22 protein-coding genes and 1 riboswitch are annotated in these 23,781 nt (G+C 60.3%); of the genes, 11 read left to right on the plus strand and 11 right to left on the minus strand.

Annotated features, from left to right (window positions below; translation table 11 throughout):
- Positions 1 to 45: 45 nt before the first annotated feature.
- The 5 genes from ACA054_RS30025 to tkt form a co-directional block, all read right to left on the minus strand.
- On the minus strand, positions 46 to 378 hold the full coding sequence (locus tag ACA054_RS30025) for an MliC family protein (protein ID WP_497687363.1): 333 nt from the start codon (positions 376 to 378) through the stop codon (positions 46 to 48).
- Positions 379 to 434: 56 nt separating this feature from the next.
- Positions 435 to 656 (minus strand): hypothetical protein, encoded by a 222-nt coding sequence (locus ACA054_RS30030; protein ID WP_497687364.1) that lies wholly within the window; start codon positions 654 to 656, stop codon positions 435 to 437.
- Between the two features lie 35 nt (positions 657 to 691).
- Positions 692 to 1,855 carry a phosphoglycerate kinase gene (locus ACA054_RS30035; protein ID WP_497687365.1) on the minus strand — a complete coding sequence of 388 codons (1,164 nt, stop codon included), beginning with the start codon at positions 1,853 to 1,855 and terminating at the stop codon, positions 692 to 694.
- Positions 1,856 to 1,881: 26 nt separating this feature from the next.
- The gene (gene epd / locus ACA054_RS30040; protein ID WP_497687366.1) at positions 1,882 to 2,937 is read right to left on the minus strand and encodes an erythrose-4-phosphate dehydrogenase; all 1,056 of its coding nucleotides are present in this window, start codon (positions 2,935 to 2,937) and stop codon (positions 1,882 to 1,884) included.
- Positions 2,938 to 3,091: 154 nt separating this feature from the next.
- Positions 3,092 to 5,089 (minus strand): transketolase, encoded by a 1,998-nt coding sequence (tkt, locus tag ACA054_RS30045; protein ID WP_497687367.1) that lies wholly within the window; start codon positions 5,087 to 5,089, stop codon positions 3,092 to 3,094.
- A gap of 273 nt (positions 5,090 to 5,362) precedes the next feature.
- Between tkt and ACA054_RS30050 the strand changes: the two genes are divergently transcribed.
- From ACA054_RS30050 to ACA054_RS30065, 4 genes are all read left to right on the plus strand, one after another.
- Positions 5,363 to 6,358, plus strand: a complete 996-nt coding sequence (locus ACA054_RS30050) for an ArsR/SmtB family transcription factor (RefSeq protein ID WP_497687368.1) — start codon at positions 5,363 to 5,365, stop codon at positions 6,356 to 6,358.
- 18 nt (positions 6,359 to 6,376) lie between these two features.
- Positions 6,377 to 7,567 (plus strand): methionine adenosyltransferase, encoded by a 1,191-nt coding sequence (gene metK, locus ACA054_RS30055; protein WP_497687369.1) that lies wholly within the window; start codon positions 6,377 to 6,379, stop codon positions 7,565 to 7,567.
- Positions 7,568 to 7,711: 144 nt separating this feature from the next.
- The gene (gene ligB, locus ACA054_RS30060; protein ID WP_497687370.1) at positions 7,712 to 9,385 is read left to right on the plus strand and encodes an NAD-dependent DNA ligase LigB; all 1,674 of its coding nucleotides are present in this window, start codon (positions 7,712 to 7,714) and stop codon (positions 9,383 to 9,385) included.
- 102 nt (positions 9,386 to 9,487) lie between these two features.
- Entirely contained in the window at positions 9,488 to 9,886 is a 399-nt protein-coding gene (locus ACA054_RS30065) for a DUF1090 domain-containing protein (protein WP_497687371.1), read from the plus strand.
- A gap of 130 nt (positions 9,887 to 10,016) precedes the next feature.
- Here the strand turns inward: ACA054_RS30065 and ACA054_RS30070 are convergent, their stop codons facing one another.
- Complete coding sequence (locus ACA054_RS30070; protein ID WP_497687372.1) at positions 10,017 to 10,466, minus strand: c-type cytochrome; 450 nt, start codon at positions 10,464 to 10,466, stop codon at positions 10,017 to 10,019.
- Between the two features lie 128 nt (positions 10,467 to 10,594).
- Between ACA054_RS30070 and mltA the strand changes: the two genes are divergently transcribed.
- Positions 10,595 to 11,767 carry a murein transglycosylase A gene (gene mltA / locus ACA054_RS30075; protein WP_497687373.1) on the plus strand — a complete coding sequence of 391 codons (1,173 nt, stop codon included), beginning with the start codon at positions 10,595 to 10,597 and terminating at the stop codon, positions 11,765 to 11,767.
- 122 nt (positions 11,768 to 11,889) lie between these two features.
- Here the strand turns inward: mltA and ACA054_RS30080 are convergent, their stop codons facing one another.
- Positions 11,890 to 12,273: an MAPEG family protein gene (locus ACA054_RS30080; protein WP_497687374.1), complete on the minus strand. Its 384-nt coding sequence runs from the start codon at positions 12,271 to 12,273 to the stop codon at positions 11,890 to 11,892.
- A gap of 30 nt (positions 12,274 to 12,303) precedes the next feature.
- Entirely contained in the window at positions 12,304 to 13,137 is an 834-nt protein-coding gene (locus tag ACA054_RS30085) for an EamA family transporter (RefSeq protein WP_497687375.1), read from the minus strand.
- Positions 13,138 to 13,458: 321 nt separating this feature from the next.
- Between ACA054_RS30085 and ACA054_RS30090 the strand changes: the two genes are divergently transcribed.
- Entirely contained in the window at positions 13,459 to 14,628 is a 1,170-nt protein-coding gene (locus ACA054_RS30090; RefSeq protein WP_497687376.1) for an MFS transporter, read from the plus strand.
- A gap of 281 nt (positions 14,629 to 14,909) precedes the next feature.
- Positions 14,910 to 15,614: a hypothetical protein gene (locus tag ACA054_RS30095; protein WP_497687377.1), complete on the plus strand. Its 705-nt coding sequence runs from the start codon at positions 14,910 to 14,912 to the stop codon at positions 15,612 to 15,614.
- A gap of 57 nt (positions 15,615 to 15,671) precedes the next feature.
- On the opposite strand, the gene ACA054_RS30100 is transcribed toward ACA054_RS30095, so the two are convergent.
- Positions 15,672 to 16,550 carry a formate/nitrite transporter family protein gene (locus tag ACA054_RS30100; protein ID WP_497687378.1) on the minus strand — a complete coding sequence of 293 codons (879 nt, stop codon included), beginning with the start codon at positions 16,548 to 16,550 and terminating at the stop codon, positions 15,672 to 15,674.
- 72 nt (positions 16,551 to 16,622) lie between these two features.
- Positions 16,623 to 17,027, minus strand: a complete 405-nt coding sequence (locus ACA054_RS30105) for an acyl-CoA thioesterase (RefSeq protein WP_497687379.1) — start codon at positions 17,025 to 17,027, stop codon at positions 16,623 to 16,625.
- A 198-nt stretch (positions 17,028 to 17,225) separates the two neighbouring features.
- Positions 17,226 to 17,328, plus strand: a riboswitch (S-adenosyl-L-homocysteine riboswitch).
- A 23-nt stretch (positions 17,329 to 17,351) separates the two neighbouring features.
- On the opposite strand from ACA054_RS30105, the gene ahcY reads away from it, so the two are divergent.
- The 4 genes from ahcY to rhlE2 all read left to right on the plus strand — a co-directional run bounded on the left by ahcY (position 17,352) and on the right by rhlE2 (position 22,916).
- The gene (gene ahcY / locus ACA054_RS30110) at positions 17,352 to 18,761 is read left to right on the plus strand and encodes an adenosylhomocysteinase (protein WP_497687380.1); all 1,410 of its coding nucleotides are present in this window, start codon (positions 17,352 to 17,354) and stop codon (positions 18,759 to 18,761) included.
- A 200-nt stretch (positions 18,762 to 18,961) separates the two neighbouring features.
- Entirely contained in the window at positions 18,962 to 19,807 is an 846-nt protein-coding gene (metF, locus tag ACA054_RS30115) for a methylenetetrahydrofolate reductase [NAD(P)H] (protein WP_497636956.1), read from the plus strand.
- 187 nt (positions 19,808 to 19,994) lie between these two features.
- Entirely contained in the window at positions 19,995 to 20,810 is an 816-nt protein-coding gene (locus ACA054_RS30120; protein WP_497687381.1) for a substrate-binding periplasmic protein, read from the plus strand.
- 225 nt (positions 20,811 to 21,035) lie between these two features.
- Entirely contained in the window at positions 21,036 to 22,916 is a 1,881-nt protein-coding gene (gene rhlE2 / locus ACA054_RS30125) for an RNA helicase RhlE2 (protein ID WP_497687382.1), read from the plus strand.
- 273 nt (positions 22,917 to 23,189) lie between these two features.
- Here the strand turns inward: rhlE2 and ACA054_RS30130 are convergent, their stop codons facing one another.
- A complete protein-coding gene (locus ACA054_RS30130; protein ID WP_046818303.1) occupies positions 23,190 to 23,777 on the minus strand; it encodes a YceI family protein in 588 nt (195 codons plus the stop codon).
- Between the last annotated feature and the right edge of the window lie 4 nt (positions 23,778 to 23,781).

The raw sequence follows: 23,781 nt of genomic DNA on the forward strand, positions 1-23,781 counted from the left end.
CATCGCGAGCAGGCTCGCTCCCACATTGGGTCCGTGGTGTGTCAGTTATTGCGCCTTACAGCCACGGCCAATCAAATCATTGGTGGCGACCCAGTAGACCAGGCCTTCCTCACCTTTCATGTGAAACGCCAGCATGTTGTCGCTGTACAGCGAACCCGACGCGCCCGGCTCTTGCTTCAGGCGATGGACCTGATCGGCTCCGCCCAGTCGAACGTCGACTTCGTTGCGGCTGTCGTCGGTGTAGCGCCAAACCACCTTGGCCTGGCTGTCGCAGGTCCAAGTGGTCCAGTCATCCGCGGGGGCGGACGACTGGAACGGGTTCCAGTTGGCGCACCCGCCCAGCAATGCCAGCGCCGTAATGGCGATAAAGCCTTTCATCCGTGTCCCTCGACTGACGGCAGACACCGCCAGCACTGAGTAAAGAGTCAGACCCGTCAAGGACAACCATGTTCCTTGGCGGGGGTCTGTGTCTCGTATTTGTCCAGGCCATCAGGCCCGGAACGCTTGTTGAGCACCGGGTTGGTTTCCGCCTGCCAGTCGGCTTGATAACAACCGTTCTGGGGCGCGGACGGCGCAGGTTCCGGCTTGGCTTTGGGGTTACTCCCGCAAGCCGCCAGCGATCCCGCGACGATCAACAGCGCTAAGGTCTTGACCATTTGAACACTCCCTTGCCTGGTCAAACGGGCGACCCTCAGGCCTTGGCCCGGCTTTCCAGGACTTCAACGGCTGGCAACACCTTGCCTTCGACGAACTCCAGGAACGCGCCGCCGCCGGTAGAAATGTAGGAGATTTGCTCGGCAACGCCATATTTATCGATGGCCGCCAGGGTGTCGCCGCCGCCAGCAATGGAGAATGCCGCGCTGTCCGCGATAGCCTGGGCCAGCACTTTGGTGCCGTTACCGAACTGGTCGAATTCAAACACGCCAACCGGACCGTTCCACAGAATGGTCTTGGACGATTTCAGCAGTTCGGCGAAGTTCGCCGCCGTCTGTGGGCCAATGTCGAGAATCATGTCGTCGGCGGCAACATCGGCGATCAACTTGACAGTGGCCGTCGCGCTTTCAGCGAATTCCTTGGCAACCACCACGTCCACTGGCAGCGGCACGCTGACTTTAGCAGCGATGGCGCGAGCGGTGTCCAGCAGGTCCGGCTCGTACAGCGATTTGCCGACCGGGTGACCGGCAGCCGCCAGGAAGGTGTTGGCGATACCGCCGCCGACGATCAGCTGGTTGCAGATCTGGCTCAGGCTGTTAAGTACGTCAAGCTTGGTCGATACCTTGGAGCCGGCCACGATGGCGGCCATCGGCTGTGCCGGTGCGCCCAGGGCCTTGCCCAGCGCGTCCAATTCGGCGGCGAGCAGCGGGCCCGCGGCAGCAACCTTGGCGAACTTGGCCACGCCGTGGGTCGAACCCTCGGCGCGGTGCGCGGTACCGAAGGCGTCCATCACGAACACGTCGCACAGGGCCGCGTATTGCTTGGCCAGTTCATCCGCGTTCTTCTTTTCGCCTTTGTTGAAGCGCACGTTTTCAAACAGCACGATGTCGCCGGCTTTTACGTCGACGCCACCCAGGTAGTCAGCCACCAACGGCACTTCGCGGCCCAGGGCCTTGCTCAGGTAGTCAGCCACTGGCTTGAGGCTGTTTTCGGCCGAGAATTCGCCTTCGGTCGGACGGCCAAGGTGCGAGCAAACCATCACGGCCGCGCCTTTTTCCAGGGCCAGCTTGATGGTCGGCAGCGAAGCCAGGATTCGCGCGTCGCTGGTGACAGCACCGTCCTTGACTGGGACGTTGAGGTCTTCGCGAATCAGTACGCGCTTACCTTGCAGATCGAGGTCGGACATCTTCAACACGGTCATGGGTCGCATTTCCTGAGTAGCTGTTCTTAGAGAGCAGGTTTTTTTGAGGCTGTGTGCAGATAGTGTTCCGCAACATCCAGCATTCGGTTGGCAAAACCCCATTCGTTGTCGAACCAGGCCAGGATGTTCACCAGCCTGGGGCCGGAAACTCGAGTCTGACTGGCATCGACGATCGCCGAATGTGGGTCGTGGTTGAAATCACAGCTTGCGTGAGGCAACTCGGTATAGGCCAGAAGGCCTTTGAGCGGGCCGCTGGTGGCAGCCTCGCGCAGGATCCGGTTGACCTCGGTGGCGTCGGTGTCGCTAACGGTCTGCATCGTAATGTCGAGGCAGGACACGTTAACCGTCGGCACACGTACGGCTTTGGCCTGAATTCGCCCGGCAAGTTCCGGCAGCAAGCGTTCGATGCCGCGCGCCAGACCGGTGGACACCGGAATCACCGACTGAAACGCCGAACGGGTGCGGCGCAGGTCTTCATGATGATAAGCGTCGATCACCGGCTGGTCGTTCATTGCCGAATGGATGGTGGTAATCGACACGTACTCAAGACCGATGGCCTGATCCAGCAGTCGCAACAACGGCACGCCGCAGTTGGTCGTGCAGGAGGCGTTGGACACCAGCAACTCATCGCCCGTCAGGCAATCCTGGTTCACGCCGTAGACGATCGTGGCATCGACATCGGCCTCGCTGGCCATCGGCTGGGAAAACAGCACGCGCGGGGCGCCGGCGTCGAGGAACCGCTGGCCGTCTTCGCGAGTGTGGTAAGCGCCGGAGCATTCCAGCACCAGATCGACGCCCAACGACGCCCAATCGATGCCTTCGGGAGTGGCACTGCGCAGGACCTTCACGCAGTCGCCATTAATATGCAGACAATCGCCATCGACCTTCACTTCACCGGGAAAACGCCCGTGGGTGGAGTCGAAGCGTGTCAGGTACTCAATACTGGCCATGTCGGCCAGGTCGTTGATCGCGACAATCTCGAACCCAGCCGTCGAGCCTCGCTCAAACAGCGCACGCAAGACGCAACGACCAATCCGGCCGTAGCCGTTGAGTGCAACTTTGTAGGGACGCGGTTGAGGCATGGGGGTTCTCGATAGACGCAGTCAGACGAAATCTCGTTAACAACACAAACCCCTGTAGGAGCTGTCGAGTGAAACGAGGCTGCGATCTTTTAAGATCAAGATCAAAAGATCGCAGCCTGCGGCAGCTCCTACAGGATCGCAGCAGCCGTTGCGCTTAGTCTTCCAGCAGCTCTTCAGCCTGACCCAGGATATTTTCCAGGGTGAAGCCGAACTCTTCGAACAAGGCAGGCGCAGGCGCCGACTCGCCGTAGGTGGTCATGCCGATTACGCGACCTTCCAGGCCGACGTACTTGTACCAGTAGTCCGCGTGGGAAGCTTCGATCGCGATACGGGCGCTGACCTGCAGCGGCAAGACCGATTGCTTGTAACCGGCGTCCTGGGCGTCGAACACGCTGGTGCATGGCATGGAAACCACACGCACCTTGCGGCCCTGTTCGGTCAGTTTGTCGAAGGCCTGAACGGCCAGACCCACTTCCGAACCGGTGGCGATCAGGATCAGCTCAGGCTCGCCTGCACAGTCCTTGAGCACGTAGCCACCGCGGCTGATGTCGGCAATCTGGCTGGCATCACGGGTTTGGTGCTGCAGGTTCTGACGCGAGAAGATCAGCGCCGAAGGACCGTCTTTACGCTCCAGCGCATATTTCCAGCACACTGCCGATTCAACGGCATCGGCCGGACGCCAGGTGTCGAGGTTCGGCGTGCAGCGCAGGCTGGCCAACTGCTCGATTGGCTGGTGAGTCGGGCCGTCTTCGCCCAGACCGATGGAGTCGTGGGTGTAGACGTGGATCACGCGCTGCTTCATCAGGGCCGACATGCGCACCGCGTTGCGCGCGTATTCCATGAACATCAGGAAGGTCGCGCCGTAAGGCACCAGGCCGCCGTGCAGGGCAACGCCGTTCATGATCGCGGTCATGCCGAACTCGCGCACGCCGTAGTACATGTAGTTGCCGCTGGCGTCTTCGGCGGTGACGCCCTTGCAACCTTTCCACAGAGTCAGGTTGGAACCGGCCAGGTCAGCCGAACCGCCGAGGAACTCAGGCAGCAGCGGGCCGAACGCATTCAGGGCGTTCTGGCTGGCTTTACGGCTGGCGATGGTTTCACCCTTGGCCGCCACTTCGGCGATGTAGGCCGCGGCTTTTTCGCTGAAGTCGGCCGGCAGTTCGCCGCTCAGACGACGTACCAGTTCGTTGGCTTCGGTCGGGAACGCAGCGGAGTAGGCAGCGAAACGCTGGTCCCACTCGGCTTCGACCGCGCGGCCGGCTTCCTTGGCATCCCATTGGGCATAAATCTCGGCCGGAATTTCGAACGGGCCGTGGTTCCACTTCAGCGCCGCACGGGTCAGGGCGATTTCCGCGTCACCCAGCGGGGCGCCGTGGCAGTCTTCCTTGCCTTGCTTGTTCGGCGAACCGAAGCCGATGGTGGTCTTGCAGCAGATCAGGGTCGGCTGCGGGCTTTTGCGCGCCGTCTCGATCGCGGTCTTGATCTCTTCCGGGTCGTGACCGTCGACGTTGCGGATCACTTGCCAGTTGTACGATTCGAAGCGCTTTGGCGTGTCATCGGTGAACCAGCCTTCGACTTCGCCGTCGATGGAGATGCCGTTGTCATCGTAGAAGGCGATCAGCTTGCCCAGGCCCAGGGTACCGGCCAGGGAGCTGACTTCGTGGGAGATGCCTTCCATCATGCAGCCATCACCCAGGAACACGTAGGTGTGGTGGTCGACGATGTTGTGGCCAGGACGGTTGAACTGCGCCGCCATGACTTTTTCAGCCAGGGCAAAGCCCACGGCATTGGCCAGGCCCTGGCCCAGCGGACCGGTGGTGGTCTCGACGCCCGGGGTGTAGCCGAGTTCCGGGTGACCCGGGGTGCGGCTGTGCAGCTGGCGGAACTGTTTCAGGTCATCGATCGACAGATCGTAGCCGGTCAGGTGCAGCAGCGAGTAGATCAACATCGAGCCGTGACCATTGGACAGCACGAAGCGGTCACGGTCAGCGAACGATGGATTGCTCGGGTTGTGCTTGAGGTAGTCGCGCCAAAGCACCTCGGCGATATCCGCCATACCCATGGGGGCACCGGGATGGCCGCTGTTGGCTTTTTGCACGGCATCCATGCTGAGGGCACGAATGGCGTTGGCACGCTCACGACGGCTAGGCATCGCTGTTCTCCTGCGGGTTCTGAATCGAGAGTGAATAAAAATGAAACGGAAAAAAGGCGAGCATTTTCCCTCACCGGGACGCCTCGGGGCAATGACAGAAAGTCATCTGGAGGCGTTTTTCCAACGCTTAACGACGGATTAGGTGGGTGAAACCTTTCCGCTGTTGGTTTGTAGAGTTAACCAGTTCGTGAGAAGTGCCATCTATCGATCAATATCAAAACTTTTTGATATTGATCTTGCGGTGCTTCCGGCGCGTGACTAGACTGCCGGCCTATGAATTTACGCGCGCCTTCCATTCGCCAGGACGATTGTGATGAGCTGGCGGCCTTGTGCAAGGCCGGCGGCGACCCTCTGCGCCTGAATGTCTTGCGCGCGCTGACCAACGATTCGTTCGGCGTACTGGAACTGGCGCAGATCTTCGGCATCGGCCAATCGGGCATGAGTCATCACCTCAAGGTGCTGGCCCAGGCCGATCTGGTAGCAACGCGCCGTGAAGGCAATGCGATTTTCTACCGTCGCGCCCTGCCCCACACTGAGTTGCCGGGGGGCAAACTGCACGCGGCCTTGCTTGAAGAAGTGGACAACCTGACCTTGCCTGCCGACGTGCAGATGCGGATCACTCAGGTCCACAAGCAACGCGAGGCGGCCAGCCAGGACTTTTTCTCACGGGTCGCCGAGAAATTTCGCGCCCAGCAAGACTTGATCGCCGGCTTGGCGCAGTACCGCGAAAGCGTGGTGGCCCTGCTCGACAAACTGAGCTTCGGCAGCGATGCCACGGCGATCGAAGTCGGCCCCGGCGACGGTGCATTCCTGCCGGAACTGGCGCGCCGTTTCACTCAGGTGACGGCACTGGACAATAGCCAGGCCATGCTCGAACTGGCGCGTCAGGTATGCGAACGCGATTCGCTGACTAACGTTAGCCTGCAACTGGCCGATGCCCTGAACGGCGTCAGCCTCAAGGCTGATTGCGTTGTACTGAACATGGTGTTGCATCATTTTGCCGCGCCGGCCGATGCGCTCAAGCACATGGCCAATTTGCTGCAACCAGGCGGCAGCCTGCTGGTGACAGAATTATGTAGCCACAACCAGAGTTGGGCCAAGGAGGCCTGCGGTGATCTCTGGCTGGGGTTTGAACAGGACGATCTGGCCCGTTGGGCCACCGCTGCGGGGCTCGTCCCCGGAGAAAGCCTCTATGTAGGCTTACGTAATGGTTTCCAGATTCAGGTCCGCCATTTTCAGCGGTCGGCTGGCGACACTCACCATCGGTAATTTCAGGAAAACATCGAGATGAGCGAATACTCCCTTTTCACCTCCGAGTCCGTGTCTGAAGGGCATCCGGACAAAATCGCCGACCAGATTTCTGATGCGGTGCTGGACGCCATCATTGCTGAAGACAAGTTCGCCCGCGTGGCGTGCGAGACTCTGGTGAAAACCGGTGTGGCGATCATCGCTGGCGAAGTCACCACCTCAGCCTGGGTTGACCTGGAGCAGATCGTTCGTGACGTCATCACCAACATCGGCTACACCAGCTCCAACGTCGGCTTCGACGGTGCGACCTGCGGCGTGATGAACATCATCGGCAAGCAGTCCCCTGACATCAACCAGGGTGTCGACCGTGCCAAGCCTGAAGATCAGGGCGCCGGCGACCAGGGCCTGATGTTCGGCTACGCCAGCAACGAAACCGACGTGCTGATGCCTGCACCGATCACGTTCTCGCACCAGCTTGTGCAACGTCAGGCCGAAGCTCGTAAATCCGGTCTGCTGCCTTGGCTGCGTCCGGACGCCAAGTCGCAAGTGACCTGCCGCTACGAAAACGGCAAGGTTGTCGGCATCGACGCGGTTGTTCTGTCGACCCAGCACAACCCGGAAGTGTCGTACACCGACCTGCGCGAAGGCGTGATGGAACTGATCGTCAAGCACGTGCTGCCTGCCGAGCTGCTGTCAAAGGACACGCAGTTCCACATCAACCCGACCGGCCAGTTCATCATCGGTGGCCCGGTGGGCGATTGTGGCCTGACCGGCCGCAAGATCATCGTCGACAGCTACGGCGGCATGGCCCGTCACGGCGGTGGCGCATTCTCCGGCAAGGATCCATCCAAGGTTGACCGCTCGGCTGCCTATGCCGGTCGTTACGTGGCCAAGAACATCGTGGCTGCGGGCCTCGCCGAGCGTTGCGAAATTCAGGTCTCCTACGCCATCGGTGTCGCCCAGCCGACCTCGATCTCGTTGAATACCTTCGGCACCGGCAAGATCAGCGATGACAAGATCGTCAAACTGGTCCGCGAAATTTTCGACCTGCGTCCTTACGCAATCACCACCATGCTTGACCTGCTGCACCCGATGTACCAGGAAACCGCTGCGTACGGCCACTTCGGTCGCACCCCGGCAACCAAGACGGTTGGCGATGACACCTTCACCACCTTCACCTGGGAAAAAACCGACCGCGCCGACGACCTGCGCACCGCTGCCGGCCTGTAAGACTTCCCGGCGGTACCCAAAGCCCCGCACGGTTCGCCGTGCGGGGCTTTTTCATGGGTAGAAACAATCCGAAAAACAGCTGCAAGCCCATCAGCCCGCCGCTGACTAACCTTCAGGCACCTCCATCGAGCAAGGAAGCTCACGATGCTGACCCGCCTGCTGACCGGCTTACTCCTGATCTGCCTGTGCCTGGGCACAGCTGCTGGCGAATGCCCCGCCTGGCCGCCCGAGCGTGCCGCGCAAGAACTCGCCGCGCTGCAAAAACAAATCGACCTCTGGGATGACAGCTATCACCGTGAAGGCCGTTCGCTGATCGCCGACGAACTCTACGATCAGTCCTTTGCACGACTGACCGAATGGCGCCAATGCTTCAGTCTCGGTACGGCCACCGATCCATTGCGCACCGCGACCGGCCCACTGGCCCACCCGGTGCCGCATACCGGCCTGGAAAAACTGCCAGACGCTCGCACCGTCGAACACTGGCTGCGTGATCGCGCGCAGGTCTGGGCCCAGCCCAAAGTCGACGGCGTGGCGGTGACCCTGGTCTACCGTAAAGGCCTGCTGGCGCAGGCGATCAGTCGCGGCGACGGTGTGCGTGGCCAGGACTGGACGGCCTCGGCCCGTCAGATTGGCGCCATTCCTCAACGGCTGTCAAAGCCACGGAACCTGGTGGTGCAGGGCGAGCTCTACTGGCGCCTGACTGACCACGTGCAAGCCAGCGCCGGGAGCCTAAACGCCCGCGGCACGGTAGCCGGTTTGATGGCCCGCAAGACGTTGACCATCGAGCAGGCCGAAGGGATCGGCCTGTTTGCCTGGGAATGGCCACACGGTCCGTCGAGCGTGCCGGCCCGTATCGCGGAACTGGAAAAACTCGGTTTTCCCGGCACCGCACCGTACACCCAGGCCATCACTTCATTGGCCGAGGTCGAGCGCTGGCGTGATCACTGGTATCGCTCGCCCCTGCCATTTGCCAGCGACGGGATCGTCCTGCGCCAGGAGCAGCGCCCGCCTGCCGAGCGCTGGCAGGCAAAAGCGCCGTACTGGATCGTTGCCTGGAAGTATCCCTTCGCTCAGACACTGGCCGAGGTGCGAAAGGTGCACTTCAAGATTGGCCGCACAGGACGGATCACTCCCGTACTGGAGTTGACCCCGGTGACGCTTGATGACCAGCAGATCAAGCACGTCAGTGTGAGCTCCCTGCAACGCTGGCAAACGCTGGATATTCGACCGGGCGACCAGGTTGCCATCAGCCTGGCCGGGCTGACCATTCCCAGGCTCGATGGCGTGGTGCTGCGCAATACCGAACGCCTTGAAATGAACGTACCGCTGGCAGCCGACTTTCATCCATTGAGCTGTTGGCATCCGACCCCAGGATGTGAAAGCCAGTTTCTCGCGCGCCTGACCTGGCTCAGCGGCAAACAGGGATTGGCTCTGCCGCATGTCGGCCCCGGCACTTGGGAAAAACTTCTTGAAACAGGTCGCCTGAACAGCCTGTTGGATTGGTTGACCCTCGATGCTCAAGAGCTTGCTAACATTGACGGTTTAGGCGAGCGCAGCGCTGCCCGGCTGGCGAATAGTTTCAGCAGTGCCCGGCAACGTCCATTCGCCCGCTGGCTCAAAGCCCTGGGCATGCCGCCGACCGGTCAGGCACACCTCGGCGATTCATGGCGGGAGCTGACACAACGAGACATCGAGCAATGGCAGGCCCAACCCGACATCGGACCAGGGCGTGCAGCGCAATTGAGGGCTTTTTTTCACGATCCGCAGGTCCTGGCCCTGAGTGAAACGCTGCGCCGGGCTGCCATAGACGGCTTTTAGTTCGGCCCCGGTGATGCCCATGCGCCCGGGAACCCTGAAGTCCCAATGGGCTCAAACTTGCCATCGCTGCATCGACACGAATGCTTTTCACCTGGAGCTTTTATGAAATTTCTTCCACCGCTGGTCCTGTTGACCCTTTGCAGCGTAATGGCCACTCCCTTGATGGCGGCTGTCGAAGACACCCCGGGCCTGACCGGCTGCGCCGCCAAGAAGCAAGGCATCATCAATCAGATCGAGCTGGCCAAATCCCACGGCAATGCCGACCAGCAGGCCGGCCTGGAGAAAGCCTTGAGCGAAGTCAGCGCCAATTGCACCGACGCCTCGCTGAAGAAAGAACGGGAAAACAAGGTGCTCGACGCCAAGCACGAAGTCAGCAAACGTCAGGCCGACCTCGATAAAGCCATGAAAAAAGGCGACCCCGAGAAGATCAACAAGCGCAAGGACAAACTCGCCGAGTCCCGCAAGGAATTGCAGGAAGCGGTGGACGAGCTGGATAAATAAGAACAGGTAAAGATCAGCAATCCCTGGTGTTGCAAAATCCGCCTTCGCGAGCAGGCTCGCTCCCACAGTTGACCGCATACCCCTGTGGGAGCGAGCCTGCTCGCGAAGGTGTCAGACCGGGTATCGTCGATCAATGATCCCGAAACTCTTTATGGCACGCACTGCAAGCATCTTCGACCTTCTGTACCGCCGGCCCCAGATTACTGGCCTTGTAGGGTTGGACCTGGCTGGCGATCACCAGCTCGCCAGTGGCGGCTTCAAGGGAGCGAGCCATTTGCTCAAAGCGTGCCTGCTTCTCCCAGACATCACTCTTGGCACTGGTGTGGTCTTCTTCACGCACCTGCGGAAAATGTTTCCACGGTTCACGGGACAGCGCATCGAGTTTCACCGCACCGTCAGCGAACCTGGGGCCATCGAACGCAATACGGCCACGCAACATGCCGCCCAGGTCTTCACCGGTCTTGAGCATCTGTTTGAAAATGGCCTTGCGCTGACCGAGGGGCGAGTTGGGGTCGACGCCGCCACAAGCACAAAGCGTCAGGCAGGCCAGCAATACAACAGAAAGTCTTTTAAGAGTCATGGTGGCTTCAGGTCACGGAAAACGTCGGCCAGTATCCTCGCGTCACCGGCAAACACCAATACCCCTATTATCAATACGGGTTGCATGAGCGCACACCACACTCAGGCAACCGGCAAAGGAATTACCCCATGAACAGCCGTTTCAAGGCCTGGTGTCACCCCCTGGCCTGGACGCTTCCGATAGTGGCCGTGCTCGCGGGCTGCACCGGCGGTGAAGACAAACAACCGAAGACCCACGCCCTGGCCACCTACTCCAGCGCCACCTGGGAAGCGTTGCCGGCAGTCTCCGACACCGACCTCGTGGCCGGTTTCGGCTCCTGGCGCAGCGCCTGCACCCGACTCAAGGCCGACCCGGTCTGGGGCAACACCTGCGCAGCGGCGGCCAACGTGCCGCAGAGCGCCAGCGACATTCGCGGCTTTCTCAAGCAGAACCTGGATGTCTACGGCCTGCGCGCCGCCAACGACAATCCCAACGGATTGATTACCGGCTACTACGAACCGGTCTACCCCGGCAGCCTGACCCAAACCGCATCGGCAAACATCCCGGTGTATGGCGTGCCTGAAGACATGATCATCGTCTCGCTGGAAAGCATCTACCCGGAACTCAAAGGAAAACGCCTGCGCGGTCGACTTGAAGGCCGCGTACTCAAGCCTTACGACGATGCCGCAACCATCGGCAGCAATGGGGCCAAGGCTCCGGTCGTGGCCTGGCTGACCGATCCGATGAACCTGCAATTCCTGCAAATCCAGGGTTCTGGCCGTATCCAGCTCGACAGCGGTCGTCAGCTGCGAATCGCTTACGCCGACCAGAACGGTCACCCTTACCGACCGATCGGGCGTTGGTTGGTGGAGCAAGGCGAATTGAAGAAAGAAGACGTGACCATGGGTGCGATCAGCAGCTGGGCCAAGGCCAACCCTTCGCGCATTCCAGAACTGCTCGGCAGCAACCCAAGCTATGTGTTTTTTACCCAGAACCCGGACAGCAACGAAGGGCCGCGCGGCTCGCTGAACGTGCCGTTGACGGCCGGATATAGCGCGGCGGTGGATCGCAAGGTGATTCCGCTGGGCAGCCTGTTGTGGTTGTCCACCACCAAACCGGACGGTACGGCACTGGTACGCCCGGTGGCTGCCCAGGACACCGGCGGCGCAATTGCCGGCGAGGTTCGTGCAGATCTATTCTGGGGCACCGGCGATGCGGCCGGGCAACTGGCTGGAGACATGAAGCAGCAGGGGCAGATCTGGATGTTGTGGCCCAAGGGCGCGGCGCTGCCGCAAGTGCCGCAAGTGGCGGACAAGCTTTAAAGCAAAAGATCGCAGCCTGCGGCAGCTCCTACATTGACCGCATCCGCCGCATTATCGCGGATGCACTCGATCCCTGTAGGAGCTGTCGAGTGAAACGAGGCTGCGATCTTTTGATCTTGCCTTTAAGCCGACACTACAAAGAAGCTGACAATCAACCCCATCCCCACAAACCACACTAACGACCGCAAAGTCGCCCAGTCCGCCAGATAGAAAATGATGTAAAGCAGCCGACTGGTGATGAACAACACCGACAGCACATTAAGCGTCACCAGCTCCGCATTGCCGACCAGGTGCGCCACGAGCACCGCCGCCGCGAACGCCGGGGTCACTTCGAAGCTGTTAAGTTGCGCCGCATATGCCCGCTTGCCCAAGCCCTCCAGGGAATCGAGAAATCCCCGGGGATCGTGATTGTGTCTCAAACCGTACCCGCCGCTGATCTTGGCCACCGCCGTACACACATACGGCAGGATGATCGCGATTAAAATGCACCACAGAGCAACATTCATGAAGCAGTCCCTTTTTCACGTTTAGACCCGTCAAAATTTCATTACCAACATGCCGACCAGGACCAACCCGCAGGCCAGAAGCCTTGGCCCGCCGAAAGGTTCTTTCAGGTAACGCATGCCGAACAGCACCACCAGAATCACGCTGATCTCGCGCAAGGCCGCCGCTTCGGCAATCGAGCCCAGCTGCATGGCCCACAGCACCAGAGCGTAGCTGAACAACACGCAGAATCCGACCGCCAGCCCCAGGCGCCATTGCTCACGCCAGAACAGTTTGAACGCCGGCCGCTTGCGAACCCAGGCCAGCAACGGAAACGGCCAGGCACTGAGCAACGTCACCCAGACCAGGTAATCCAGTGGATGCGACCAGCGCCGCAAGGCCTGGCCGTCGATGAAGGTGTAGCAACCAATGCACAAACCGATCAATGCGACCACAGGTAGCATCGACCACGGCAAGCGTGCACCGCCTCCCCCCTGCCAGAGCAGGCAAAGCATACCGAGCGGAATCAGCAGAATTCCGAAGATCTGCTGGTAGGTCAGCACTTCCCCGGCAAAAACCAGGGTCAGTGCCAACACCACCAGCGGCGACAAACCACGCATCAGCGGATAGACCAGCCCGAGGTCGCCGACCCGATAGGCCTGGATCAGCAAATAGCGGTAAAGCAACTCGAACGCTGCCGAGGCGAGAATCCACGGCCAGATTTCCAGTGGCGGCAGCCCCACAAACGGCAGCATCACTGCGACGAAGAGCATCGCTACGCTGTCCATGCAGGCCACCACCAGCAAACGCTCGGCACTGAACTTGATCAGGGTATTCCACGCCGCATGCAGCAGCGCCGCCACCAACACCAACGCCGTCGCAAGCACGGCCTACTCCTTTTGTTGTCCCCGAGATCTTCTGTAGGAGCGAGGCTTGCCCGCGAAGAACGATAACGCGGTGCAGCAGGTACACCGCGGCGCCTGGTTCGCGGGCAAGTCGGATCGCCGCACCGCTCGCTCCTACAGAGTTCAGGCAGAGAATTGATTCGCCATATGTCAGCAGCTGTTTATACTGCAACCGACCACGCCGCACTCAGTTGCGCACAGACTAATTCCAATAACAATGCCCTTGCCCGCTCTCATCGAGATCGGTCTTTGGCATGCGTATGCCTGATCACAGCGTCAAGACTACCGACAGAGACCTTGCGCATGCCACTCGCTTTGCTTGCCCTTGCTGTTGCCGCGTTCGGCATCGGCACCACTGAATTCGTCATCATGGGCTTGCTGCCCGACGTCGCCCGCGACCTCGCGGTGAGCATTCCCCACGCCGGATTGCTGATCACCGGCTACGCCCTGGGCGTGGTGTTCGGTGCGCCGATCCTCGCGGTCGGCACCGCCAACATGCCGCGCAAAGCCACGTTGCTGGGCATGACGCTGATGTTCATCCTCGGCAACATGCTCTGCGCGCTGGCGCCGAACTACGCCACACTGATGGCCGCGCGGGTGGTCACTGCGCTGTGCCACGGCGCGTTCTTCGGCATCGGCTCGGTGGTTGCAGCCGGCCTGGTGGCGCCGAACAAACGGGCCCAGGCAATTGCCATGATGTTCACCGGCCTGACCTTGGCCAACGTACTTGGGGTGCCATTGGGCACCGCGCTGGGGCAGTACGCCGGCTGGCGCTCGACGTTCTGGGCGGTGTCGGTGATCGGCGTGATCGCTGCCATTGCGCAATGGGTCTGGCTGCCGAAAAACATCGCGATGGATAAAGCCAACCTGGCGAGTGAGTTCAAAGTGCTGGGCAAGGCCAACGTGCTGCTGGCACTGGGCATGAGCGTACTGGCCTCGACTAGCCTGTTCAGCGTATTCACCTACATCGCGCCGATCCTGCAGGACATCACCGGTGTCAGCCCCCATGGCGTGACCATCATGCTGTTGTTGTTCGGCGTAGGTTTGACGGCGGGCAGCATGCTCGGCGGGCGATTGGCTGACAGCCGCTTGCTGCCTTCACTGGTCGGTATGGCGCTGGCCGTGGCGGTGGTTTTGGCCGCGTTCAGCCAGACCAGCCACTCGGTGATTCCTGCGGCGATTACCCTGGTGTTGTGGGGCATTTTCGCCTTCGCCCTGTGCCCGATCCTGCAACTGCTGATCATCGATCAGGCCCATGAAGCGCCCAACCTTGGTTCAACGCTGAACCAGAGTGCATTCAATCTCGGTAACGCAGCAGGTGCCTGGATTGGCGGGCTGGTGGTCGCCAGCGGTGCAGACCTGGCGGACTTGTCATGGACCGGCGCACTGGTCAGCAGCCTGACAGTATTGACCGCGCTGTTTTTCATTTACCTGCAACGGCGCGGTGCAGCTGTATTGGATGCGGCCGACTGACCCGGCAGGCCATAAGGCATCCGGCTCCCTGAAAGCCGGTCAGAAAACGGGGCGCCAACGTCAAGGCAATCTGGACGCACGTTGTATGACGTTTCTTCAGGCCCCTGGACCGACATCCTGACGCCCATCTGAAAGCACCGTGGCAGAGCCTTTCGCGTCACGCCTAGGGGTTTTGCCAATCGACTTGAGGCATGTGTTCCAAGTTAATGCATCGTGCTCCCGAGCACCAACCTCTCTCCTAAAGTGCAGCTTACGAACAGCCCTCAAAGGAAAAGGCACTCATGAGCAACCCCACACATACCTCAACGTTCTCACCGCACCCATCGACCAGCGCGGACAACGCCGCAGGTCCGATTGACAATGATTGGAGTGATTTCATGACCGGGTCGACGCAAATCGGTCAGGGCCAACCTGAAACGCTGGTGCGGTCATTGACCGATCGAGAGTTGTCGATCCGCCGCTATGAAAACGGCGTAGTCGAAATACACCTCAAACGTCCCCTAATCGAGCGCTTGGTGCACACCGGCGGTAACGCCAGAGGTCTCGCCTTCTCCGGCCATGAACCCAGTGAAACATACACCTTCAACTCTATGGGTGGAGCACTCCTGGCCCTCGATGACCAAATGTTCGAAGCAGCTATGCTGGAGCTGAAGAACGATCAAGCCTGCGAAGCAGTCATCGCCTTCCGGCAGCAAGCTCAACATGCCTTGGACGATTTGAAGCAGGCCGTGATTGATGCCTTTTCCACATCGAGGGACAGACTGGAACTCTCAAGAGAGATGCATGAAGCGATGCATCATTTGGATCAACTTGGCGATACACCAGGAAAAACCGCGTGGCTGGCGATGAAGCTCAACCATCGAAGCGCCCCTGACTACCGGGAGCTGCTTCAAGCCGTCAAACGTCTGCATGCTGAAACTACGGGGCCGAAGTCTGTGGTTTTGACCGAGGCAATCTCGCAAATGGCATCCGAGACATCTGACTGATACCTGCACTGGACCGTAAAGGCCGGACGAGCACTGAGACCTCGCCCGGCCCGTTGCCTAGCGCTCCTCAGATATCGACTCAGCCTCGTCGCTTTTATCTTTAGGCGGCCCGCTCTCGCTGCGAATCTGCGCATGGCTGATCAACGCGAAGATAAAGCTGCCACCAATGATGTTCCCCACCAGCGTGGGACCTGCGAACACCAGCCAGAAATCCTTCCACGGCAGCTCGCCGGCAAACACCAAATAACCGACCTCAAGCGAGCCGACCACGATGTGCGTGAAATCCCCCAGCGCCATGAGGTAGGTGATGAGGATGATGATCCACATCTTGGCGCTCTCCATGGACGGGATCATCCAGACCATGGTGGCGATCATCCAGCCCGAGATGATGCCCTTGGCGAACATCTGGCTGGCGTCGTTTTCCATGACCTTGCGGCCGATGTCGAGAAAGGCCACGTCGGTCTTGCTGTCGAAAATCGGCAGCTCCAGCATGACGTAAGCCACCAGCAGGGTGCCGCAGAGGTTGCCCACCAGCACAACCGACCACAGCCGCAGCAATCGGCCGAAGTTGCCGAGCGTGGGTTTGCTCATGATCGGCAGCACGGCGGTCAGGGTGTTTTCGGTGAAGAGTTGCTGGCGGGCAAGAATCACCGCGAGGAAACCGGCGCAGTAGCCGAAACTGGCAATCACCTTGAAACCTTCGCCGTCCGGCAGGCGGGAATTGAGCAAGCCCATGCCCATCAGCGAAAGCCCCATGGTCAGGCCGGCGGCCAACGCCGACCACCACAGTGCGGCAACCGTGCGCTCCAGTTCCTGATCGCCCTGGGTGCGGATGATTTCGTGCAGGACCGCCGCGCGGGGCGGCTGGTTTTTTTCGACCTCATGCTGCTCTTTTGCCGAGAGGTCGGGGGTCTTGCCATCTTTTTTAGTGTCCATGAAACTCCTGAACCGCTGGGGTGCGATGTAGTTACGACCCGCGCGGTTCAGATTCCGTTCGTCATCCTCAAATTATTCGACGTCGCCCTCATCCTTGAACTGGTCCTTGACGTACTTGATCTCGGTCCGCCCGTGTGGCGCAGGCAATCCGTCTTCACCCAGGTTGACGAAAACAATCTTCTCCACCGTCAGGATGCTTTTGCGGGTGATCTTGTTGCGCACTTCGCACTGGAGGGTGATCGAGGTGCGACCGAACTCGGTGGCGGTGATACCCAGCTCGATGATGTCGCCCTGGCGCGAGGCGCTGACGAAGTTGATTTCGGAAATGTACTTGGTGACCACGCGTTGGTTGCCCAGCTGGACGATGGCATAGATCGCCGCTTCTTCGTCGAGCCAACGCAGCAGGCTGCCGCCGAACAGCGTCCCATTGGGGTTGAGGTCTTCGGGCTTAACCCATTTGCGGGTGTGGAAATTCATGTTCACTCCTGAGCGTCTTGCCGAATGATGGGCGCTATCTTGGCAGACCCCGGGCCAGAGCTCTATTGAGCATCGACTATGGTCTCGATTACCGTTCGGACATTGACCAACAGAAACCCTTTGGAAGATCAGCATAGCCCGCTATAATCGCCCCCGTTTCAAAACGGTAATCTTCACTTGTTACCGTTTTCCCGCCACCTGTCCGAGGGGCGCTGCAGCAGGCTAGACCTGTCAGGCTCGGATGGGGCGTTGCTTGGCCGTTACCGGCCAGACACTAAACGCACAACGGCGCCCATTCGCATACATTACGAATGGAGGCTCTTCATGAGCGCTGTTATCACGCCTGCAGATTTTAACGATTACAAAGTCGCCGACATGTCCCTGGCTGCCTGGGGCCGTCGCGAAACCATCATCGCCGAATCCGAAATGCCGGCCCTGATGGGTCTGCGCCGCAAGTACTCCGAAGAGCAACCGCTCAAGGGCGCGAAGATCCTCGGCTGCATCCACATGACCATTCAGACCGCCGTGCTGATCGAAACCCTGGTTGCCCTGGGTGCCGAAGTACGCTGGTCGTCCTGCAACATTTTCTCGACTCAAGACCAGGCCGCTGCTGCTATCGCCGCTGCCGGCATCGCGGTTTACGCCTGGAAAGGCGAAACCGAGCAAGAGTACGAGTGGTGCCTGGAGCAAACCATCCTGAAAGATGGCGCGCCTTGGGATGCCAACATGATCCTCGACGACGGCGGCGACCTGACCGAGCTGCTGCACAAGAAATACCCGGCGATCCTGGACCGCGTCCACGGCGTCACCGAAGAAACCACCACTGGCGTGCACCGCCTGCTGGACATGCTGGCCAAGGGCGAGCTGAAAATCCCGGCCATCAACGTCAACGACTCGGTGACCAAGAGCAAGAACGACAACAAGTACGGCTGCCGTCACAGCCTGAACGATGCGATCAAGCGCGGTACCGACCACCTGCTGTCCGGCAAGCAAGCGCTGGTCATCGGTTACGGTGACGTGGGCAAGGGCTCGGCCCAGTCCCTGCGTCAGGAAGGCATGATCGTTAAAGTCTCCGAAGTCGACCCGATCTGCGCCATGCAAGCCTGCATGGACGGTTTCGAACTGGTTTCGCCGTTCATCGACGGTATCAACACCGGTACCGAAGACAGCATCGACAAGGCCCTGCTGGGCAAGATCGACCTGATCGTGACCACCACCGGTAACGTCAATGTTTGCGATGCGAACATGCTCAAAGCCCTGAAGAAGCGCGCTGTTGTCTGCAACATCGGCCACTTCGACAACGAAATCGACACCGCTTTCATGCGCAAGAACTGGGCATGGGAAGAAGTGAAGCCGCAGGTTCACAAGATCCACCGCACCGGCGCTGGCGATTTCGACCCGCAGAACGATGACTACCTGATCCTGCTGGCCGAAGGCCGCCTGGTTAACCTGGGCAACGCCACTGGCCACCCGAGCCGCATCATGGACGGTTCGTTCGCCAACCAGGTGCTGGCGCAGATCTTCCTGTTCGGCCAGAAGTACGCCGACCTGTCGCCAGCCCAGAAAGCCGAGCGCCTGACCGTTGAAGTACTGCCGAAGAAGCTCGACGAAGAAGTGGCCCTGGAAATGGTCCGTGGCTTCGGCGGCGTCGTGACTCAACTGACCAAGACCCAGGCCGACTACATCGGCGTGACCGTTGAAGGTCCGTTCAAGCCGCACGCTTACCGCTACTGATTCGCCGCAGGTTTGCTCACGACCGCGGTGCGCCTTGTGCACCGCGTCGTCTGCATCGCCAGCAAGCCGGCTCCTACAGGTGAGCGCTCGTACGCAAATTAACGGTACGACACAAACTCTGTAGGAGCTGGCTTGCCAGCGATTGGCGGTGTAGCGGACATACCGGCTCCACAGGCTTACGTGTTTCCAAGGATATGACCATGTCCCAAGATCGTCGCTACAGCTTCGAGTTCTTCCCTACCAAGACCGACGCTGGGCATGAAAAGCTGCTCGCCACTGCCCGTCAGCTGGCCACGTACAACCCCGATTTCTTCTCCTGCACCTACGGTGCGGGTGGTTCGACCCGTGATCGCACGCTCAACACCGTGTTGCAGCTCGAGAGCGAAGTAAAAATCCCGGCCGCACCGCACCTGTCGTGCGTCGGCGACAGCAAGGCGGACCTGCGCGGCCTGCTGAGTCAGTACAAGGCCGCCGGTATCCAGCGCATCGTCGCTTTGCGCGGTGACCTGCCTTCGGGCATGGGCATGGCCAGCGGTGAGATGCGCCACGCCAACGACCTGGTTGAATTCATCCGTGAAGAAACTGGCGATCATTTCCACATCGAAGTCGCTGCCTACCCGGAAATGCATCCGCAGGCACGCAACTTCGAAGACGATCTCAACAACTTCGTGCGCAAAGCCAACGCTGGCGCCGACAGTGCGATCACCCAGTACTTCTTCAACGCCGACAGCTACTTCTACTTCGTCGAGCGTGTGCGGGCCAAGGGCGTGAACATCCCGATCGTGCCGGGGATCATGCCGATCACCAACTACAGCAAGCTGGCACGCTTCTCCGATGCCTGCGGTGCGGAAATCCCGCGCTGGATCCGCAAGCAACTGGAAGCCTACGGTGACGACACCCAGAGCATTCAGCGTTTCGGTGAGCAAGTCATCACCGAGATGTGCGAACGCCTGCTGCAGGGCGGCGCGCCAGGGCTGCACTTCTACACGCTGAACCAGGCTGAAGCGAGCCTGGCGGTGTGGAACAACCTGAAGCTGCCGCGTTAAACAAAGCAAGATCAAAAGATCGCAGCCTGCGGCAGCTCCTACAGGGAATACACATTCCAATGTAGGAGCTGCCGCAGGCTGCGATCTTTTGCATTCAACGCGTTTTTAGTGTGATGCAACACACGGAGATAGAGCTTCTCGTTCCCGTTTCTGGCTCTTTCGCGTTTCTCGTCGTAATCTCAAGCCCATGCCTTTGATCACGCAGTTCATCGCCCTGCTTGTTTTTACTTGCCTTAGCTTTGCCGCTAGGGGCGAGAAGTTGCGCATTGTTACCGAACCCTGGGCACCCTACGTGTACGAGGAAAACGGCAAGGCACTGGGGCTGGACTACGAAACCACCGCCATCGTCTTCAAGCGCCTGGGCATCGAAGTGGAATGGCAATTCCTGCCATGGAAACGTTGCCTGTCGATGCTTGAAACAGGTCAGGCCGATGGCGCGCTGGACATTTTCCATAGCACTGAGCGCGATGCGACCCTGCTCTACCCCAGCGAACCGCTATCGGAAGTCCAGTTCGTGATGTTCTACGCCAACGCCAGGCCCCATCCGTTTCGCACCCTCGACGAACTGCGCGGCCTGACCATCGGCATCTCTCCTGGCTACCTGTATAGCCAGGACTTCAGGGACTCGACCCTGTTCACCCGGGAACCGGCACCGAGCCATGAAGCGAACTTCGGCAAACTGGTGCGCGGGCGGATCGACCTGCTGATCACTGACCGCAGGGTGGGCCAGCACTTGCTCGACGAACTGAATATCCGCAACCAGATCACCGAAAACCCCACAGTCATCAGTCAGCAGAGCCAGTTTCTGGCCGTGCGACGCAATGCCGGCATGGACTTGCTGGTGCAGCGCTTCGGCGCTGAACTCAAACGCTTCAAGCGCGAACCGGCCTACTCCGAGCTCAGCGCGCGATATGGTGCCGCCCCGGCCAATCCTGCTAACGCCGCACGGACCACGGCCAACACGGAAAAAACCGTTGAGCAGCAGGAAAGCGGCGCGCAGTGATTGCTCTGTTATACTCCGGCCTTCCCGCCAGGCTCACGCCCGGACGCTCGGAACCGTTCAAGGCATCTCGACCCCGCTACAGCGCAGCTTTTCAGCCCGCGCGAGCGCTCCAGACGAGCCTTCGTGACCGAAGCAGGACCGGACGGGATTGCGTTCCTCATAAACGCCATTCGCGCCAGGCAAGACTCCCATTGGGCCAAGCCCTAACTTAAAACAGGATTACTCATGTCCTTTGCTTCCCTCGGTCTCTCCGAGGCTTTAGTCCGCGCCATCGAGGCAGCGGGCTATACCGAGCCTACTCCGGTGCAACAGCGGGCCATTCCCGCCGTGTTGCAAGGTCGCGACCTGATGGTCGCGGCACAGACAGGTACTGGTAAAACCGGCGGTTTCGCCCTTCCGATCCTGGAGCGGTTGTTCCCCAACGGTCACCCGGACAAATCCCAGCGTCACGGCCCGCGCCAACCGCGCGTATTGGTCCTGACCCCTACTCGCGAACTCGCGGCCCAGGTGCACGAAAGCTTCAAGGTCTATGCCCGTGACCTGAAGTTCGTCAGCGCCTGCATCTTCGGTGGCGTCGGCATGAACCCGCAGGTCCAGGCCATGTCCCGTGGCGTAGACGTGCTGGTGGCCTGCCCTGGCCGCTTGCTCGACCTCGCCGGCCAAGGCAGCGTCGACCTGTCCCACGTGGAAATCCTCGTGCTGGACGAAGCCGACCGCATGCTCGACATGGGCTTCGTCCATGACGTGAAGAAAGTCCTGGCCCGTCTGCCGGCCAAGCGCCAGAACCTGTTGTTCTCGGCGACCTTCTCCAAGGACATCACCGACCTCGCCGGCAAGCTGCTGCACAACCCGGAACGCATCGAAGTCACGCCGCCGAACACCACGGTCGAGCGCATCGAACAGCGCGTATTCCGCCTGCCGGCCAGCCACAAACGTTCGCTGCTGGCGCACCTGATCACCGCCGGTGCCTGGGAACAGGTTCTGGTGTTCACCCGCACCAAGCACGGCGCCAACCGCCTGGCCGAGTACCTGGACAAACACGGCCTGAGCGCCGTCGCGATCCACGGCAACAAGAGCCAGAACGCTCGCACCAAAGCCCTGGCCGACTTCAAGGCCGGTACCGTGCGCATCCTGGTTGCCACCGACATCGCCGCTCGCGGCCTGGACATCGACCAGTTGCCACACGTGGTCAACTTCGAACTGCCTAACGTCGATGAAGACTACGTGCACCGGATCGGCCGTACTGGCCGTGCCGGTCGTTCGGGCGAGGCGATCTCGCTGGTGGCCCCGGACGAAGAAAAACTGCTGAAAAGCATCGAACGCATGACCAGGCAGAAAATCGCCGACGGCGACCTGATGGGCTTCGATGCCAGCGCCGTGGAAGCCGAGAAACCCGAAGCCCGCGAGCGTCCGGACATGCGCAATCCGCGCAATCCACGTGGCCCGCGCGGTGATGGTCCAAATGGCGGCGGTGGTGGTGGCGGTCGCAAGGACAAAGGCAAGGACAAGGGCAAGGAAAAACCGGCGGCTGAGCGCAGTGAGCGTCCAGCCCGTCAGCAAAAGCCCCGCGAAGGCACCCCGGCCCGCGAACAGCGTCAGCCAAGCCAGGCGCCGCGTGCCGCGGCTGATCGTGCTCCGGACGAGTTCCTGGACGACGATGTCGATAACTTCGGTAATCGCGTCGACTACGTTCCCCAGCAGAAACCTGCCCAAGGCCGCGGCCGTCGTCCGGGTGCTCCGGCACAAGGCACAGCTGCAGGCGCAGGCGCAGGCGCTCCGCGCGGTGGCAAGCCACAGGGTGGTCGTCAGAACGGTCCGCGCAGCAGCGATGGCGCCAGCACCGGCACCCCGCCAGCCAAGCGCAGCGGTCCACGCAGCGGCGCACCACGTGATGGCCAGGCCCGTCGCGAAGACTCACGCACCCGCCGCCCGGCCCGTGACGAGCAACCGCGTTCGGAACCCGCCGTGCAGAACCCGCGTGGTCCCGCGCCGAAGATCATGCACAAGGAGTCGAAGGCCGATCGCTTCCCGACACCTGAGCAACTGGATCAACTGCCAAGCCGTCCACGTGGTGAAAAACCGGCGTTGCTGACGCGCAATCGCTAAGTTATCGCTGCAATAAAAAATGCCCCGCGCCGAAAGGTCCGGGGCATTTTTTTTGGGGCTTTTTCCCCTGTAGGAGCGAGCATGCTCCGGGCGGCGTTCCGACGATGAGCTCAAATGCACTGCTTGTATCCAGGATCCCCGCGTCATCGTTGACGTCCATCGCGAGCATGCTCGCTCCTACAGGGGTTCAGCGGTGTTTGTTGATAATTTGTCGGCAATAAAAAACGCCCGCGCTCGTGAGAGCAGCGGGCGTTTTTTTGTCAGGCGCGAAAATTATTTCGCTTTGACACCTTCAAAGGTTACGTACATTTCAACTGCATCGGACGAAGGACCGAGGTCTTTCTGCTTGCCGAAATCGGAACGCTTAAGGCTGAAGGTACCCTCGAAGCCTGCACGGTAGCCGCCCCATGGATCCTTGCCTTCACCCAGGAAAGTGGCTTTGACCACGATTGGCTTGGTCACACCGAGGATAGTCAGGTCGCCAGCCACGTCAGCAGTGTCCTTGCCAGCAGCGTTTTTGCCGGTGGGTTTGACGCTGGTGGAAACAAACGTGGCTTTGCTCCCGTTCAGGAAGTCTTTGCTGGAGATGTGCTTGTCGCGCTCGGCGTTGTTGGTAAACACGCTGGCGGTGTTCACGTTGAATTCGATCTTGCTGTCTTCAGGCTTGGCAGCGTCAAAGCTGAACTTGCCGTCGATGTCCTTGAAAGTACCGGTGATGAAGCTGTAGCCCAGGTGGCTGATCTTGAAATCAACGAAGGCGTGCTGGCCTTCTTTGTCGACGACGTAATCAGCAGCCATGACGCTACCGGCGGACAACAGGGCGGAACCGATTGCCAGAGCGGCCAGAGTCTTTTTCAACATACTT

The sequence above is a fragment of the Pseudomonas sp. LBUM1653 genome (assembly GCF_059716115.1).